The organism is Streptomyces sp. GESEQ-4 (assembly GCF_017948455.1).
In the GTDB taxonomy this organism is placed as follows: Bacteria; Actinomycetota; Actinomycetes; order Streptomycetales; family Streptomycetaceae; genus Streptomyces.
On sequence record NZ_JAFFSU010000052.1, the window covers coordinates 1 to 14233 of the forward strand.

14 protein-coding genes are annotated in these 14233 nt (G+C 70.7%); 8 read left to right on the forward strand and 6 right to left on the reverse strand.

From position 1 onward, the window contains the following. The 3 genes from KCH48_RS41450 to KCH48_RS41460 all read right to left on the reverse strand — a co-directional run. The coding region (locus KCH48_RS41450; RefSeq protein WP_246886743.1) for an enoyl-CoA hydratase/isomerase family protein at positions 1-683 on the reverse strand (683 nt) is incomplete at its 3' end. Between the two features lie 793 nt (positions 684-1476). Then, positions 1477-2649 (reverse strand): adenylate/guanylate cyclase domain-containing protein, encoded by a 1173-nt coding sequence (locus KCH48_RS41455; RefSeq protein ID WP_210582815.1) that lies wholly within the window; start codon positions 2647-2649, stop codon positions 1477-1479. Between the two features lie 244 nt (positions 2650-2893). Further along, positions 2894-3763 (reverse strand): biotin--[acetyl-CoA-carboxylase] ligase, encoded by an 870-nt coding sequence (locus KCH48_RS41460; protein ID WP_210582816.1) that lies wholly within the window; start codon positions 3761-3763, stop codon positions 2894-2896. 110 nt (positions 3764-3873) lie between these two features. Here KCH48_RS41460 and KCH48_RS41465 point away from each other — a divergent pair, with 110 nt between their 5' ends. The 4 genes from KCH48_RS41465 (at position 3874) to KCH48_RS41475 (ending at position 6598) form a co-directional block, all read left to right on the forward strand. Then, on the forward strand, positions 3874-5493 hold the full coding sequence (locus tag KCH48_RS41465; protein WP_210582817.1) for an acyl-CoA carboxylase subunit beta: 1620 nt from the start codon (positions 3874-3876) through the stop codon (positions 5491-5493). 8 nt (positions 5494-5501) lie between these two features. After that, on the forward strand, positions 5502-5711 hold the full coding sequence (locus KCH48_RS41470; protein ID WP_210582818.1) for an acyl-CoA carboxylase epsilon subunit: 210 nt from the start codon (positions 5502-5504) through the stop codon (positions 5709-5711). 106 nt (positions 5712-5817) lie between these two features. Continuing rightward, positions 5818-5946, forward strand: coding sequence for a morphogenic membrane protein MmpB (gene mmpB, locus KCH48_RS43085; protein ID WP_282615257.1), 129 nt, complete (start codon positions 5818-5820; stop codon positions 5944-5946). Between the two features lie 31 nt (positions 5947-5977). After that, positions 5978-6598, forward strand: a complete 621-nt coding sequence (locus tag KCH48_RS41475) for a nucleoside triphosphate pyrophosphatase (protein WP_210582819.1) — start codon at positions 5978-5980, stop codon at positions 6596-6598. Here KCH48_RS41475 and KCH48_RS41480 read toward each other — a convergent pair. Further along, on the reverse strand, positions 6567-7031 hold the full coding sequence (locus KCH48_RS41480) for a hypothetical protein (protein ID WP_307841094.1): 465 nt from the start codon (positions 7029-7031) through the stop codon (positions 6567-6569). The two genes, KCH48_RS41475 and KCH48_RS41480, sit on opposite strands and share 32 nt — an antisense overlap. A gap of 379 nt (positions 7032-7410) precedes the next feature. Here KCH48_RS41480 and KCH48_RS41485 point away from each other — a divergent pair, with 379 nt between their 5' ends. Beyond that, positions 7411-9183: a biotin carboxylase N-terminal domain-containing protein gene (locus KCH48_RS41485; protein WP_210582821.1), complete on the forward strand. Its 1773-nt coding sequence runs from the start codon at positions 7411-7413 to the stop codon at positions 9181-9183. Between the two features lie 122 nt (positions 9184-9305). Then, positions 9306-9890: a TetR/AcrR family transcriptional regulator gene (locus KCH48_RS41490; RefSeq protein WP_246886745.1), complete on the forward strand. Its 585-nt coding sequence runs from the start codon at positions 9306-9308 to the stop codon at positions 9888-9890. Between the two features lie 81 nt (positions 9891-9971). Here the strand turns inward: KCH48_RS41490 and KCH48_RS41495 are convergent, their stop codons facing one another. Together KCH48_RS41495 and KCH48_RS41500 are read right to left on the reverse strand one after the other, a co-directional pair. Next, entirely contained in the window at positions 9972-10943 is a 972-nt protein-coding gene (locus KCH48_RS41495) for a DeoR/GlpR family DNA-binding transcription regulator (RefSeq protein ID WP_210582822.1), read from the reverse strand. 166 nt (positions 10944-11109) lie between these two features. Beyond that, positions 11110-12558, reverse strand: a complete 1449-nt coding sequence (locus tag KCH48_RS41500) for an NAD(P)H-quinone dehydrogenase (RefSeq protein WP_210582823.1) — start codon at positions 12556-12558, stop codon at positions 11110-11112. Positions 12559-12655: 97 nt separating this feature from the next. On the opposite strand from KCH48_RS41500, the gene KCH48_RS41505 reads away from it, so the two are divergent. Together KCH48_RS41505 and KCH48_RS41510 are read left to right on the forward strand one after the other, a co-directional pair. Further along, the gene (locus KCH48_RS41505) at positions 12656-13093 is read left to right on the forward strand and encodes a gamma-glutamylcyclotransferase (protein WP_210582824.1); all 438 of its coding nucleotides are present in this window, start codon (positions 12656-12658) and stop codon (positions 13091-13093) included. A 115-nt stretch (positions 13094-13208) separates the two neighbouring features. Beyond that, positions 13209-14033 carry a purine-nucleoside phosphorylase gene (locus KCH48_RS41510; protein ID WP_210582825.1) on the forward strand — a complete coding sequence of 275 codons (825 nt, stop codon included), beginning with the start codon at positions 13209-13211 and terminating at the stop codon, positions 14031-14033. Positions 14034-14233: the final 200 nt, after the last annotated feature.

Genomic DNA, 14233 nt, shown 5'->3' on the forward strand with positions numbered 1-14233 from the left:
CCAACCCCCCCTGGCACCCCCGTTTGGCCCCCCGGGGGCCCCCGGGGGGGTTCCCCCGGGTCCCGGGCCGCCACCCCCCCCGCCGCCCCCCCCCCCCGCCCCGCCTCCACCAGCTGATCCACGAGCCCCAGCTCCCGCGCCTCGACCGCCTCGACCCGTCGCGCGGAGAAGATCAGCTCGGCCGCCCGCGCCGCCCCCACCCGCCGCGGCAGCAACTGGGGCCCCCCCCCCCCCGGAATCACCCCCACCGACACCTCGGGCAACCCCACCACCGCCGTCCGGTCGGCCACGATCACGTCACACGACAGCGCCAGCTCGAACCCACCCCCCAGCGCAAACCCATGCACCGCCGCGATCACCGGCACCGGCAGCTCCAGCACCCCGGTGTACGCCCCCCGCGCCACCGGCCGCTGCCGCACCAGCTCGGCATCGGTGAAGGAGTTCCGCTCCTTCAGATCCGCCCCGACACAGAACGCCCGCTCATGGGTCGACGTCAGCACGACCACCCGTACGCCCTTGTCGCCCCCCAGCGCCGTACACGCCGCCGCGATGGAGCGGGCCATCTCCGTCGACACGGCGTTCATGGCCTTGGGCCGGTCGAGGGCCAGCTCGGCGACATACCCCACGCCCCCGTCGCCGTGTCGCCGCACCAGCACGAACTCCCCGAACCGTTCCTCGCTCATGACACCCTCCGGGTTAACGCGGGTTAACAACAGCATGCGCCCCGATCATCGCAGCCATCCCGGGCCGGGAAAAGGCGGGGACGAGGCCGGGAAAAAGGCCGGGAAAGGTCCGACGCCGGTTCCCGGCCCGCCCCCGAACTCCCCCTTCGAGTGACATCCCGCCCGACTCCCACCCGACCGCCCACACCACCGCATAACGTGCGCTGCGCCACGCGCAACGGGGAGGATCGCGGTGACGGACCAGAACACACCAGCACGTCAGCGGGGCCGCCACCGCAAACCCCGCCCCCGCAAGCTGCTCCTCGCCGCCGGAGGCCTCGCCGTGGCCGCCGGCGTACTGAGCCTCGTACGCCTGACTCCCGACTCCGACGTGAGCCACCTCGGAACCACGAAAGCCGAGCCCGAGCCTCGCCCGGATCCCGGCACCGACCGCAAGACGAACACAGCGGCCACCACGGCGGCCACCCCCACCGCGATCCCGACAGCGGCTTCAGTGATCCGCGCCCCCGCGAAGCCACCCTCCACGCCGCCGCCCACGAGGACAGCCCCGGCGCCCACAGAAGCGCCCACCACCATCCCCGAGACACCCGCCCGGACGCCGACGACAAACACCGCCCCACAGGCGTCACCCGCCCAGCCCAGCAATTCCCCGACCCCAACACCCAGTCAGTCCGGCATCTGCGTCCCGGTCATCGGCCTGTGCGTGGCAACGACTGACAGAACTGCAACGCCCTAAAGGGGCGCGGGGAACTGCGCGACCAGCCCCCACCGGCCCGCACCCAACACACAACCGTCACCCCGACGGCGCCCGCCGCGTAAGCAACCACGGCTCCACCACACCAAGCCCCCGCACCGGCCGCTGCCACATCGGCTGAAGCGCGAAGCGATACGTCGGCGGCTCCTCCCCCTCCTTCTCCGCAGCGGCAGCCGCCTCCGCGGCCTCCGCCTCGGACGCGGGCGCGTCCCCGGTCCGGATCAGATCCTCCGCGAACGCACTGTCGACGAGCACGGCATCACGCGGAGCTATCGACGTCAGCCGGGACGCCAGATTCACGGTCGTACCGAAGACATCGCCCATACGAGTGGTCACCGTGCCGAACGCGATGCCCACGCGGAGCTCCGGCATCGTCTCGTCATTCGCCATCGTCTCGATCAGCCGCAGCGCGATCTCCGCGGCGACACCCGCGTCGTCGGCGCTGTACAGCACCTCGTCCCCGAGCGTCTTGACGAGCCGCCCCCCGTGCGCGGCCACCAGGTCGGCGGCGGTGGTCTCGAAGGCCTCGACCAGTTCGCCGAGTTCCTCTTCCTCCATACGGCGGGTCAGCCGCGTGAACCCGACGAGGTCCGCGAAGCCCACGGCAAGGCGGCGATCGACCATCTCCTCGTCGTCGGCGGCCTGGACGACCCGGCCGGCCGAGGCGGCGAGCTGGCGCCGCCAGACGTAGACGAGGAACTCCTCCAGTTCGGGCAGGAGCAGCTCGATGATCGGGTACGTCACCTCGGTGCGCGTCATGCCGGGCTCGGGCGGCTCGGTCAGGCCCTCCAGGAAGGAGTCGATCTGCCACTCGGCCAGCCGGGCGGTGGTCTGCCCGGTGGAACGCGCCACCTGCACGGCCATCGCCTCGCTCAGCAGCCCCGCCTCCACGAGACCGGCGAGCCGCCGCAGCGCCAGTACGTCGGCCTCCGTGAGCGCCCTGGCCTGGCCGATGTCGGCGAACCCCATCGCCCGCCAGAAACGGGAGGCCAGCTCCATGGAGACACCCGCGCTACGGGCCGCCTGGAAGGGGGTGTAACGCCGTTCCGCGCCGAGGATGAGCTGTTCGAGGCGGAGGGCGAGGGGGTCCTCACCGGGGTCGGTGGCGTCGGGGTCCCGCCGGTCGTCGGGGTCGCCCCGCTCGATCGAAGCCGAGAGAGCATCCACCCGGCCGTCCGGGTCCCTGCCGGAGCCCGTGTCGTCGACGGTCACGCCTGCTGCCCTTCCGATCTGCCGCGGTCAGGTATCGACCGCGGTCAACTTTACGGCAGATGTGCGCCAGCTCACTCCGTGGCGCCGACGCTTTCGCACCGTCGGTCGGGAGGCACCCGGCGCTGGTGCCGGCCTCGTCCTCAAACGCCGGACGGGCTGAAATGCCCGGACCGGCATCGAGAAGCACCGCACACCAGCACTCACACGCACCACCCACCAACACGCACCGCACACACCGAAGCGTTCACGCCGTTCGCAAATGGACGATGTCCCCCGCCCCCACCGGCTCCTGCACGCCCTCCCCCGTCGCCAGCACCAGCCGCCCGTCCCCGTCGATCGCCACCGCCTCTCCGGTGATCGACCGATCGCCCGGCAGTTCGGCCCGCACCCTCCTCCCCAGCGTCGCGCAGCCCGCCGCGTACGTCTCCTGCAGCCCGCTCGCGCCCGGATCGCCCCCGGCTGCGCGCCACCGTCCGTACCACTCCTCCAGCGACCGCAGCACGGCCCGCAGCAAGGGGTCCCGGTCCGTCGTCACGGCTCCCGCCAGCGCCAACGACCCCGCGCCGGGCACGGGAAGCTCGTCCTCGCGCAGGGTGACGTTGATGCCGACGCCGACCACCACGCCGTCACCGCCCGCCCGCTCCGCCAGGATTCCGCCGGCCTTGCGTTCCTCGCCGCTGACAGTCAGCAGCAGGTCGTTGGGCCACTTGAGTGCCGTATCGACGCCCGCGGCCCGCGACAGCCCGGCCGCCACCGCGACGCCGGTGAGCAGCGGCACCCACCCCCACCGTTCCACGGGCACCTCCGTGGGCGTCAGGAGCACGGAGAAGAAGAGCCCGGAGCGGGCCGGAGCGGTCCACTGCCGGTCGAGGCGCCCGCGCCCGGACGTCTGCTCCTCGGCGACGAGGACCGCCCCCTCGGCGGCCTTGCCCGCGTTCGCCAGGGCCACCAGGTCGGAGTTGGTGGAGCCGGTACTCGGCACGACGGTCATTTCCGACCACAGTCCGCCCTCCCGCACGAGCCCCTTGCGCAAGGCAGTGGCGTTGAGGGGCGGCCGGTCCAGATCGGACCACCTGCTGCTGTCGTTCGGCTCTGCTGCATCTCGCGGCGTCATGCAAGCCACCCTAGGTGTGGTAAACGCCGCACTGCCGATTGGTAGGCACCCCACTACTCTACGGATGAGTAACCGTCCCCCCTTTTGAGCAGGCAGGGAGCCACATCCCGATGTCCGAGCCGGAAGAGCGTCACGAGATCCAAGAGTCCTCAGGGATCGACATCCACACCACCGCGGGCAAGCTCGCGGATCTCCAGCGCCGTATCGAGGAAGCGACGCACGCCGGCTCCGCACGCGCCGTCGAAAAGCAGCATGCCAAGGGCAAGTTGACGGCCCGTGAGCGGATCGAGCTGCTGCTCGACGAGGGGTCCTTCGTCGAACTCGACGAGTTCGCCCGGCACCGTTCCACCAACTTCGGCCTCGACAAGAACCGGCCGTACGGCGACGGTGTCGTCACCGGATACGGCACCGTCGACGGCCGCCCGGTCGCCGTCTTCTCCCAGGACTTCACCGTCTTCGGCGGCGCCCTCGGCGAGGTCTACGGCCAGAAGATCGTCAAGGTCATGGACTTCGCGCTGAAGACCGGCTGCCCGGTCATCGGCATCAACGACTCAGGCGGCGCCCGCATCCAGGAGGGCGTGGCCTCCCTCGGCGCGTACGGCGAGATCTTCCGCCGGAACACGCACGCCTCCGGCGTCATCCCGCAGATCAGCCTGGTCGTGGGCCCCTGCGCGGGCGGCGCGGTCTACTCCCCCGCGATCACCGACTTCACGATCATGGTCGACCAGACCTCGCACATGTTCATCACCGGCCCGGACGTCATCAAGACGGTCACCGGCGAGGACGTCGGCTTCGAGGAGCTGGGCGGCGCCCGCACCCACAACTCGACCTCGGGCGTGGCGCACCACATGGCCGGGGACGAGAAGGACGCGATCGAGTACATCAAGCAGCTGCTGTCGTACCTGCCGTCCAACAACCTCAGCGAACCCCCGGCCTTCCCGGAGGAGGCGGACCTCGTCCTCACCGAGGAGGACCGCGAGCTGGACACGCTCGTCCCCGACAGCGCGAACCAGCCGTACGACATGCACACGGTGATCGAGCACATCCTGGACGACGCCGAGTTCTTCGAGACCCAGCCCCTCTACGCCCCCAACATCCTCACCGGATACGGCCGCGTCGAGGGCCGCCCCGTCGGCATCGTCGCCAACCAGCCGATGCAGTTCGCGGGCTGCCTGGACATCAAGGCCTCCGAGAAGGCCGCCCGCTTCGTCCGCACCTGCGACGCCTTCAACGTCCCGGTCATCACCTTCGTCGACGTCCCCGGCTTCCTCCCGGGCGTGGACCAGGAGCACGACGGCATCATCCGCCGCGGCGCCAAGCTGATCTACGCCTACGCCGAGGCCACCGTCCCCCTGATCACGGTCATCACCCGCAAGGCCTTCGGCGGCGCCTACGACGTCATGGGCTCCAAGCACCTGGGTGCGGACCTCAACCTCGCCTGGCCGACCGCCCAGATCGCCGTCATGGGCGCCCAGGGCGCCGTCAACATCCTGCACCGCCGCACGATCGCCGAGGCGGAGGCCGCCGGAGACGCGGAGGCGACCCGGGCCCGCGTGATCCAGGAGTACGAGGACGCCCTCCTCAACCCCTACATCGCGGCCGAGCGCGGCTACGTCGACGCCGTGATCATGCCGTCCGAGACCCGCCGCCACGTCGTACGCGGCCTGCGCCAGCTGCGCACCAAGCGGGAATCCCTGCCCCCGAAGAAGCACGGCAACATCCCCCTCTAGGAGCCGCCATGACGATCAAGGTCGTACGGGGCAACCCCACCCCGGAGGAACTAGCCGCCGCCCTGGCGGTAGTCCGAGCCCGCGCCGCGGCAGCAACAACAGAGCCGCCCGGCGCGACGAAAGACAGAGACTCCTGGTCGGACCCGGCAAGGCTCGCAACTCGCCGCCTGCCGCAGCCGGGCCCGACAACGTGGGCACGTACATACTGGCCCAGCTGAAGCTAGCCAGGGGCGCGGGGAACCGCGCACAGTACGGCAAACCCCGGGCACAACTTGAGTACCCGTACTCAGGCGCCCCTCCCCCGCCCAGCCCCACGCTAGTGCCATGCTGTGGTCCGACCCCGAGAACGAGCCGCCCAAGGAACTGCGCGAAACGCAGCAAATGCTACGGCGGCTCGGCTTTCTCATCGCCCTGGCCATGCTGCTGGCGATGCTCGTGATCGGCCTGCCCTAGCGGAGCGACCCCCCATCGATACCCTGATCGCATGACCGTTCAGCCGCGCCGCGCCCTCGTCCTCGCCTCCCAGTCCCCCGCCCGCCTGAACCTCCTCCGACAGGCGGGCCTGGACCCCGAAGTGATCGTGAGCGGCGTGGATGAGGACGCCGTCACCGCTCCCACCCCCGCCGAGCTGGCCCTCGCCCTCGCCGAGGCCAAGGCCTCCGTCGTCGCCGCGAAACCGGAGGTCAAGGGCGCGCTGGTGATCGGCTGCGACTCGGTGCTCGAGCTGGACGGACTGGCGCTCGGCAAGCCCGCGGACGCGGAGGAGGCCACCGCCCGCTGGAAGTCGATGCGCGGCCGTGCGGGCACCCTGCAGACCGGGCACTGCGTCTACGACACGGCCACCGGCCGGTACGTATCCGGCGTCGCCTCCACCGTCGTCCGCTTCGGCGAGCCGACCGACAAGGAGATCGCCGCGTACGTCGCCTCGGGCGAACCCCTCTACGTCGCCGGGGCGTTCACGCTCGACGGCCGCTCGGCGCCGTTCATCGACGGCATCGACGGCGACCACGGCAATGTGATCGGCATCAGCCTGCCCCTCGTACGCCGCCTGCTGGCCGAACTGGGCGTGCAGATCACGGAGTTGTGGGCGTCGGCGGAGGACTGACCGGGGAGCCGCCGCCCGCGGGCCTGCTGTCCTCGGGCTCCTGGGCGGCGGGCCGCTCCTCCGCGTCGTATGTCATCAGCAGCAGCACGATGAGGCCGAGCACCAGCACCATGAACAGGAACGCCGGCCAGCCCACCAGGCCCCAGACGAAGGCGCCCAGCAGGCCGTGCACCACGGCGGCGCTGATGAGCAGGACGCGGCCGAAGCCGGCGGGGCGGCGGTCGCGCAGGGCCACGAGCAGGGCGACCAGGCCGCAGAACGCGAAGTAGAGGCCGAAGACCACGCCGCCGGCCTTCGAGGACACCGACATCATGTGCGGGTCGAGGCCCGCCAGCGACATGTCCTGGCGGTCGACCACCACCCCCAGGAACCAGTTCAGGCCGGCGATGAACAGCGCCTCCACGAAGAGCACGACCGCCACGACCCATGCCACCGGTCTGCGCACCACCGGTCCCCACCCACTCTCAAGCCGAGCCCTGGTTACCCCAAGTACGTTCGATACACGGTGAACGCTACTAACGGGTAAACCCCGGGACAAGGGTTCGACGGAGGGCAAAGAATCATTGGGCCATTCGTAGGGACTCGACAAAGAAACAGAGTGGGGCGCAGCACGCTCTCACAGAGACCTTGACCACACCGGAGGGCTAGGGTTTCCCGGAGGAGTCCTGCGTGCCTAGGTGCGACAAGGGATTTCGCAGGTCGAGCGAGCCTCGAATCACGCTCCGTGTGGGCAAGGTCACCATTGGGGACGGGTCGAAGTGCCGTGTCGGCAGTCCCTAAACTCGGCTTGTTTCAAGGAGGGAGCCTCAATCGTGCGCAAGGTGCTCATCGCCAACCGTGGCGAAATCGCTGTCCGCGTGGCCCGGGCCTGCCGGGATGCCGGTATCGCGAGCGTGGCCGTATACGCCGACCCGGACCGGGACGCTCTGCATGTCCGCGCCGCGGATGAGGCGTTCGCCCTGGGCGGTGACACTCCGGCGACCAGTTACCTGGACATCGAGAAGGTCCTGAACGCCGCCCGGGAGTCCGGCGCGGACGCGATCCACCCCGGATACGGCTTCCTTTCCGAGAACGCCGAGTTCGCTCAGGCGGTCCTGGACGCGGACCTGATCTGGATCGGCCCGCCGCCGCAGGCCATCCGGGACCTCGGCGACAAGGTCGCCGCCCGGCACATCGCCCAGCGCGCCGGCGCCCCGCTCGTCGCCGGTACGCCCGACCCGGTCTCCGGCGCCGACGAGGTCGTCGCCTTCGCCCAGGAACACGGCCTGCCCATCGCGATCAAGGCCGCCTTCGGTGGCGGCGGCCGCGGTCTGAAGGTCGCGCGGACACTCGAAGAGGTGCCCGAGCTGTACGACTCGGCGGTCCGTGAGGCCGTCGCCGCGTTCGGGCGCGGCGAGTGCTTCGTCGAGCGGTACCTGGACAAGCCGCGGCACGTGGAGACGCAGTGCCTGGCCGACACGCACGGCAACGTGGTCGTCGTATCGACCCGTGACTGCTCGCTGCAGCGCCGGCACCAGAAGCTCGTGGAGGAGGCCCCGGCGCCGTTCCTCTCCGAGGCGCAGAACGCCGAGCTGTACCGCGCCTCCAAGGCCATCCTGAAGGAGGCCGGGTACGTCGGCGCGGGCACCGTGGAGTTCCTCGTCGGCATGGACGGCACGATCTCCTTCCTCGAGGTCAACACCCGGCTCCAGGTCGAGCACCCGGTCACCGAAGAGGTCACCGGCATCGACCTGGTGCGCGAGATGTTCCGCATCGCCGACGGCGAGGCCCTCGGTTACGACGACCCGCAGATGCGCGGCCATTCCCTCGAGTTCCGCATCAACGGCGAGGACCCGGGCCGTAACTTCCTCCCGGCGCCGGGCACGGTCACCAGGTTCGACCCGCCGGCCGGTCCGGGCGTCCGCCTGGACGCGGGCGTCGAGTCCGGCTCGGTCATCGGCCCGGCCTGGGACTCGCTGCTCGCCAAGCTGATCGTCACCGGCGCCACCCGCGAGCAGGCCCTCCAGCGGGCCTCCCGTGCGCTGGAGGAGTTCCAGGTCGAGGGCATGGCGACCGCCATCCCGTTCCACCGCGCGGTGGTGAAGGACCCGGCGTTCGCCCCCGAACTCACCGGCAGCCAGGACCCGTTCACGGTCCACACCCGCTGGATCGAGACCGAGTTCGTCAACGAGATCAAGCCCTTCGCCGCCCCCGCCGACGCGGACACGGACGAGGAGCCGGGCCGCGAGACGGTCGTCGTCGAGGTCGGCGGCAAGCGCCTGGAGGTCTCCCTCCCGGTCTCGCTCGGCATGTCGCTGGCCCGCACCGGCCTCGCCGCGGGCGCCAAGCCCAAGCGCCGCGCCGCCAAGAAGTCCGGTCCCGCGGCCTCCGGCGACACCCTCGCCTCCCCGATGCAGGGCACCATCGTCAAGATCGCCGTCGAGGAGGGCCAGGAGGTCAAGGAGGGCGACCTGGTCGTCGTCCTGGAGGCCATGAAGATGGAACAGCCCCTCAACGCCCACAAGGCCGGCACCATCAAGGGCCTGTCCGCCGAGCTCGGCGCCTCCATCACCTCGGGCGCCGCGATCTGCGAGATCAAGGACTGAGTCGTACGACATCCTGAAGCGCCCGGCGGAGACCACAGCGGTCACTCCGCCGGGCGCACTCATGTCCCGATGGCATTCTGGAGAGACACCCGGGCGGGCGGACGAGAGGACAGGTGGAAGCCATGGCGGCCGCGACCTCACAGGAGACGACCCCGCCGCGCCCCATGCGCGCCGACGCCCGCCGCAACTACGACCGCCTGCTCACCGAGGCCCGCTCCGCCTTCGCCGCCCACGGCACCGACGCCTCCCTGGAAGACGTCGCCCGCCGCGCCGGCGTCGGCATCGGCACCCTCTACCGCCACTTCCCCAACCGCCACGCCCTGCTGAGCGCGGTCTTCGAGGACGGCGTGAGCGACCTGCTCGCCCGCTCCCGCGAGTTGCTGGGCGCCCCGGATCCCTGCACGGCCCTGGTCACCTGGCTACGCGAGATCGTCACCCACGCCGGCGAGTACCGAGGCCTGGCCAAGGCGCTGATGTCCGTCTCCCACGACCACACCTCGGCCCTGGCCCGATGCAGCGACCCGATGCGCAAGGCAGGCCAGTCCTTGCTGACCCGGGCCCAGGAGGCGGGCGCGGTACGCGAAGACGTGGCGATCGAGGACCTGCTCCAACTGACCCACGCGATCGCGTTGGCGGCGGAGGAGGCGCCGGGGGATCCGGACTTGGCGGACAGATTGCTGAAACTGACGTTGCGCGGACTGACCTAAGGGGCGCGGGGAACTGCGCGACCAGCCACACACAACCCGCACCCGCGCAACAACACGAACCCCTACGGCGACCACGCGCCCCTAACGCCGCCGCATATCCGCAACCCGCGCCCGCTGCTCAGCCCCCGCGTCCAACACCGTGGCCGTCCGCAACCCCTGCCCCCCGTTGGGAACACCCCGCCGCGGCCCAGGGAGCGGCACATCCCGACGCTGCTGACGCGCTGGCGCCGGCCCCGGCCCCGGCCCCGGTTCACCGCCCCCCGCGTTTCCCGACGCCCCCGCGACAGCGATCTGCACCCCCTGATCGGCCAGCGCCTGCAACTCCGTGGCCGCACGGTCGTCATGCGCGGGCGGCTCGTCCGTCACCAGCCGCGTGATCACATCCGTCGGCACGGTCTGGAACATCGTGTCCGTACCGAGCTTGGTGTGATCGGCGAGGACGACGACCTCCGCCGCCGCCTGCACCAGCGCCCGGTCCACGGACGCCGACAGCATGTTGGACGTGGACAGCCCGCGCTCCGCGGTGAGCCCGCTCCCGGAGAGGAACGCCCGCGACACCCGCAGCCCCTGCAAGGACTGCTCGGCGCCGCTGCCCACCAACGCGTAGTTGGAGCCACGCAGGGTGCCGCCGGTCATCACGACCTCCACCCGGTTGGCATGGGCCAACGCCTGGGCCACCAGGAGGGAGTTGGTGACGACGGTGAGTCCGGGGACCCGGGCGAGCCGGCGGGCCAGCTCCTGTGTGGTGGTACCCGCTCCGACCACGATGGCCTCGCCCTCTTCGACGAGGTTCGCGGCGAGATCGGCGATGGCCGTCTTCTCGGCGGTCGCGAGATGTGATTTCTGCGGAAAGCCGGACTCTCGCGTGAACCCGCCCGGCAATACCGCACCGCCATGCCGGCGGTCGAGGAGTCCTTCTGCCTCCAGTGCGCGCACGTCCCGCCGTACGGTCACTTCGGAGGTCTGGACGACGCGGGCGAGCTCACGGAGCGATACGGCCCCGTTAGCTCGCACCATTTCGAGGATCAATTGGCGACGTTCTGCAGCGAACACGAAACTGACAGTAACCCCAACGACCGTCTGCTTTCAGCAGTTTGCGCCGAATAACAGAAGTTGTGAGCACAGGAAGGCGGGAAGTGGTATAGGGCCTAGTCCCCCCGACTATGCCGTACGAATGCTCGACAACTCCCCGTGACCAGCGGGGAGTCGGTTCAAGCCGTCAGGCGTCGCCGTTCGTCTTGCGGGTGTGGAGCTGGCGTGCCACCTCGGCGATCGACCCCGAAAGGGAGGGGTACACGGTGAACGCGTTCGCGATCTGTTCGACCGTCAGATTGTTGTCGACGGCGATCGAGATGGGATGGATCAGTTCCGAGGCGCGCGGCGCGACGACCACACCGCCCACCACGATGCCGGTGCCCGGGCGGCAGAAGAGCTTCACGAAGCCGTCGCGGATGCCCTGCATCTTGGCGCGCGGGTTGCGCAGCAGCGGCAGCTTGACGGAGACGGCGTCGATCTTGCCGCCGTCGACGTCGGACTGGGAGTAGCCGACGGTGGCGATCTCGGGGTCGGTGAAGACGTTCGACGAGACCGTCTTCAGGTTCAGCGGGGCCACCGCGTCGCCGAGGAAGTGGTACATGGCGATGCGGCCCTGCATGGCGGCGACGGAGGCGAGGGCGAAGACGCCGGTCACGTCACCGGCGGCGTACACGCCCGGGGCGGTCGTACGGGAGACCCGGTCGGTCCAGATGTGGCCGGACTCCTTCACTCGCACGCCCGCCTCCTCCAGGCCCATGCCCGCGGAGTTCGGGATGGCGCCGACGGCCATCAGGCAGTGCGACCCGGTGATCACCCGGCCGTCGGCGAGCGTCACCTCCACCCGGTCCCCGACGCGCTTGGCGGAGGCGGCGCGGGAGCGGGCCATGACGTTCATGCCGCGGCGGCGGAAGACGTCCTCGAGGACGACGGCGGCGTCCGGGTCCTCACCCGGCAGCACGCGGTCGCGGGAGGAGACAAGGGTGACCTTGGAGCCGAGGGCCTGGTAGGCGCCGGCGAACTCGGCGCCGGTGACACCGGAACCGACCACGATGAGCTCCTCGGGCAGCTCGTCGAGGTCGTAGACCTGGGTCCAGTTGAGGATGCGCTCGCCGTCGGGCTGGGCGTCGGGCAGCTCGCGCGGGTGACCGCCGGTGGCGATGAGGACGGCGTCGGCGGTGAGCGTCTCCTCGGTCCCGTCGGCGGCCCGTACGACGACCTTCCGGGAACCGTCGAGGGCCTGCATGCCCTCCAGCCGTCCGCGCCCGCGCAGGACGCGTGCGCCGGCCCGGGTCACGGAGGCGGTGATGTCGTGCGACTGGGCGAGTGCGAGGCGCTTGACACGCCGGTTGACCTTGCCGAGGTCGACACCGACGACCTGGGCGGGCGTGTCGATGTGCGGGGTGTCGTCGGCAACGATGATGCCCAGCTCTTCGTACGAGGAGTCGAAGGTGGTCATCACCTCGGCCGTGGCGATCAGGGTCTTCGACGGCACGCAGTCGGTGAGCACCGACGCGCCGCCCAGACCGTCGCAGTCGACGACGGTCACCTCCGCGCCGAGTTGCGCGGCCACCAGCGCCGCTTCATATCCGCCGGGTCCGCCACCGATGATCACGATCCGAGTCACGTACTCCATTGTCCCGCACGCTTGCGGGTGGTCCTGCCCTGGGGGGCGGCCCGAGATACCACTGTTACGGGAGGGGCGGCCGATTCTGCTGCCGTACGCTCGACCCATGTCGCTCTACGCCGCCTACGCCGGCAATCTCGACGCGCGGTTGATGACCCGCCGCGCACCGCACTCGCCGATGCGGGCCACCGGCTGGCTGAACGGGTGGCGGCTGACCTTCGGCGGCGAGCAGCTGGGCTGGGAGGGCGCGCTCGCGACGATCGTCGAGGACCCGTTGGAGCAGGTCTTCGTGGCGCTGTACGAGATCGCGCCGATGGACGAGGAGTCCCTGGACCGCTGGGTGGGCGTCGGCCTCGGCATCCACCGCCGGGCCCGCGTGCGCGTGGTCACGCTGGACGGCGAGGAGCCGGCCTGGGTGTACGTCCTGAACGGCTACGAGGGCGGCCTGCCGTCGGCCCGCTACCTGGGCGAGATCGCCGACGCGGCCGAGTCGGCCGGGGCGCCGCACGACTACGTGATGGAACTGCGCAAGCGGCCCTGCTGAAGATCCTCCGAGCGACGCCGCCGGCCGTCTTCGTCGGAAACAACAAGACAACGATCGCCATCTCGTTAGCTCCGTCATCTACGCGCGTAGGCCCGGACCGGCTACCCTCATGCGCGTGAACGCATCTCTTCTTCCGGACGACATCCAGCGCGACCCCCACGGCGCCGCCGACGCCGCCGCCGCGCGCCTGCGCGAACTCACCGGCGCCGAGACCCACGACGTCGCCCTCGTGATGGGCTCCGGCTGGGCACCGGCCGTGGATGCCCTCGGCGCACCCGATGCCGAGTTCCCGGTCACCGAGCTGCCCGGGTTCCCGCCGCCGGCGGTGGAGGGCCACGGCGGCACGGTCCGCTCGTACAAGATCGGACACAAGCGGACGCTGGTCTTCCTTGGGCGTACGCACTTCTACGAGGGCCGCGGGGTGGCCGCCGTCGCGCACGGCGTCCGTACGGCGGTGGCGGCCGGCAGCAAGACGGTCGTCCTCACCAACGGCTGCGGGGGGCTGCGCGAGGGCATGCGGCCCGGGCAGCCGGTCCTCATCAGCGACCACATCAACCTCACCGCGGCCTCCCCGATCATCGGCGCGAACTTCGTCGACCTCACCGACCTGTACTCGCCGCGGCTGCGCGCCCTGTGCAAGGAGATCGACCCGACGCTGGAAGAGGGCGTCTACGCCCAGTTCCCCGGGCCGCACTACGAGACCCCGGCGGAGATCCGCATGGCCCGTGTCATCGGCGCGGACCTGGTCGGTATGTCCACCGTGCTTGAGGCCATCGCGGCGCGTGAGGCGGGGGCCGAGGTCCTGGGCATCTCGCTGGTGACGAACCTCGCGGCGGGGATGACGGGAGAACCGCTGAACCACGAGGAGGTCCTGCAGGCCGGGCGGGATTCGGCGACGCGGATGGGGTCGCTGCTGGCGCAGGTGCTGGGCCGGTTGTAAGGCGTTATTCGCCCCCGCCGCCCCTACCCGTCCCATCCCTGGGGGCTGCGCCCCCAGACCCCCGCTTCGGCCTGAACGGCCTCGTCCTCAAACGCCGGACGGGCTAAATGATGCCGACCGGCGCTGAAAGTCCAGCCCCTCCGGCGTTTGAGGAGCGGGGGTCCAGGGGGCAGAGCCCCCTGGCGGGGTCGAAGGGGCGG

Coding starts and splice junctions, on each gene's coding strand:
- KCH48_RS41475 (WP_210582819.1), top strand. CDS start 5,978: ATGACCGTTCAGCCGCGCCGCGCCCTCGTCCTCGCCTCCCAGTCCCCC.
- KCH48_RS41465 (WP_210582817.1), top strand. CDS start 3,874: ATGTCCGAGCCGGAAGAGCGTCACGAGATCCAAGAGTCCTCAGGGATC.
- KCH48_RS41505 (WP_210582824.1), top strand. CDS start 12,656: ATGTCGCTCTACGCCGCCTACGCCGGCAATCTCGACGCGCGGTTGATG.
- KCH48_RS41470 (WP_210582818.1), top strand. CDS start 5,502: ATGACGATCAAGGTCGTACGGGGCAACCCCACCCCGGAGGAACTAGCC.
- KCH48_RS41460 (WP_210582816.1), bottom strand. CDS start 3,763: ATGACGCCGCGAGATGCAGCAGAGCCGAACGACAGCAGCAGGTGGTCC.
- KCH48_RS41490 (WP_246886745.1), top strand. CDS start 9,306: ATGGCGGCCGCGACCTCACAGGAGACGACCCCGCCGCGCCCCATGCGC.
- KCH48_RS41500 (WP_210582823.1), bottom strand. CDS start 12,558: ATGGAGTACGTGACTCGGATCGTGATCATCGGTGGCGGACCCGGCGGA.
- mmpB (WP_282615257.1), top strand. CDS start 5,818: ATGCTGTGGTCCGACCCCGAGAACGAGCCGCCCAAGGAACTGCGCGAA.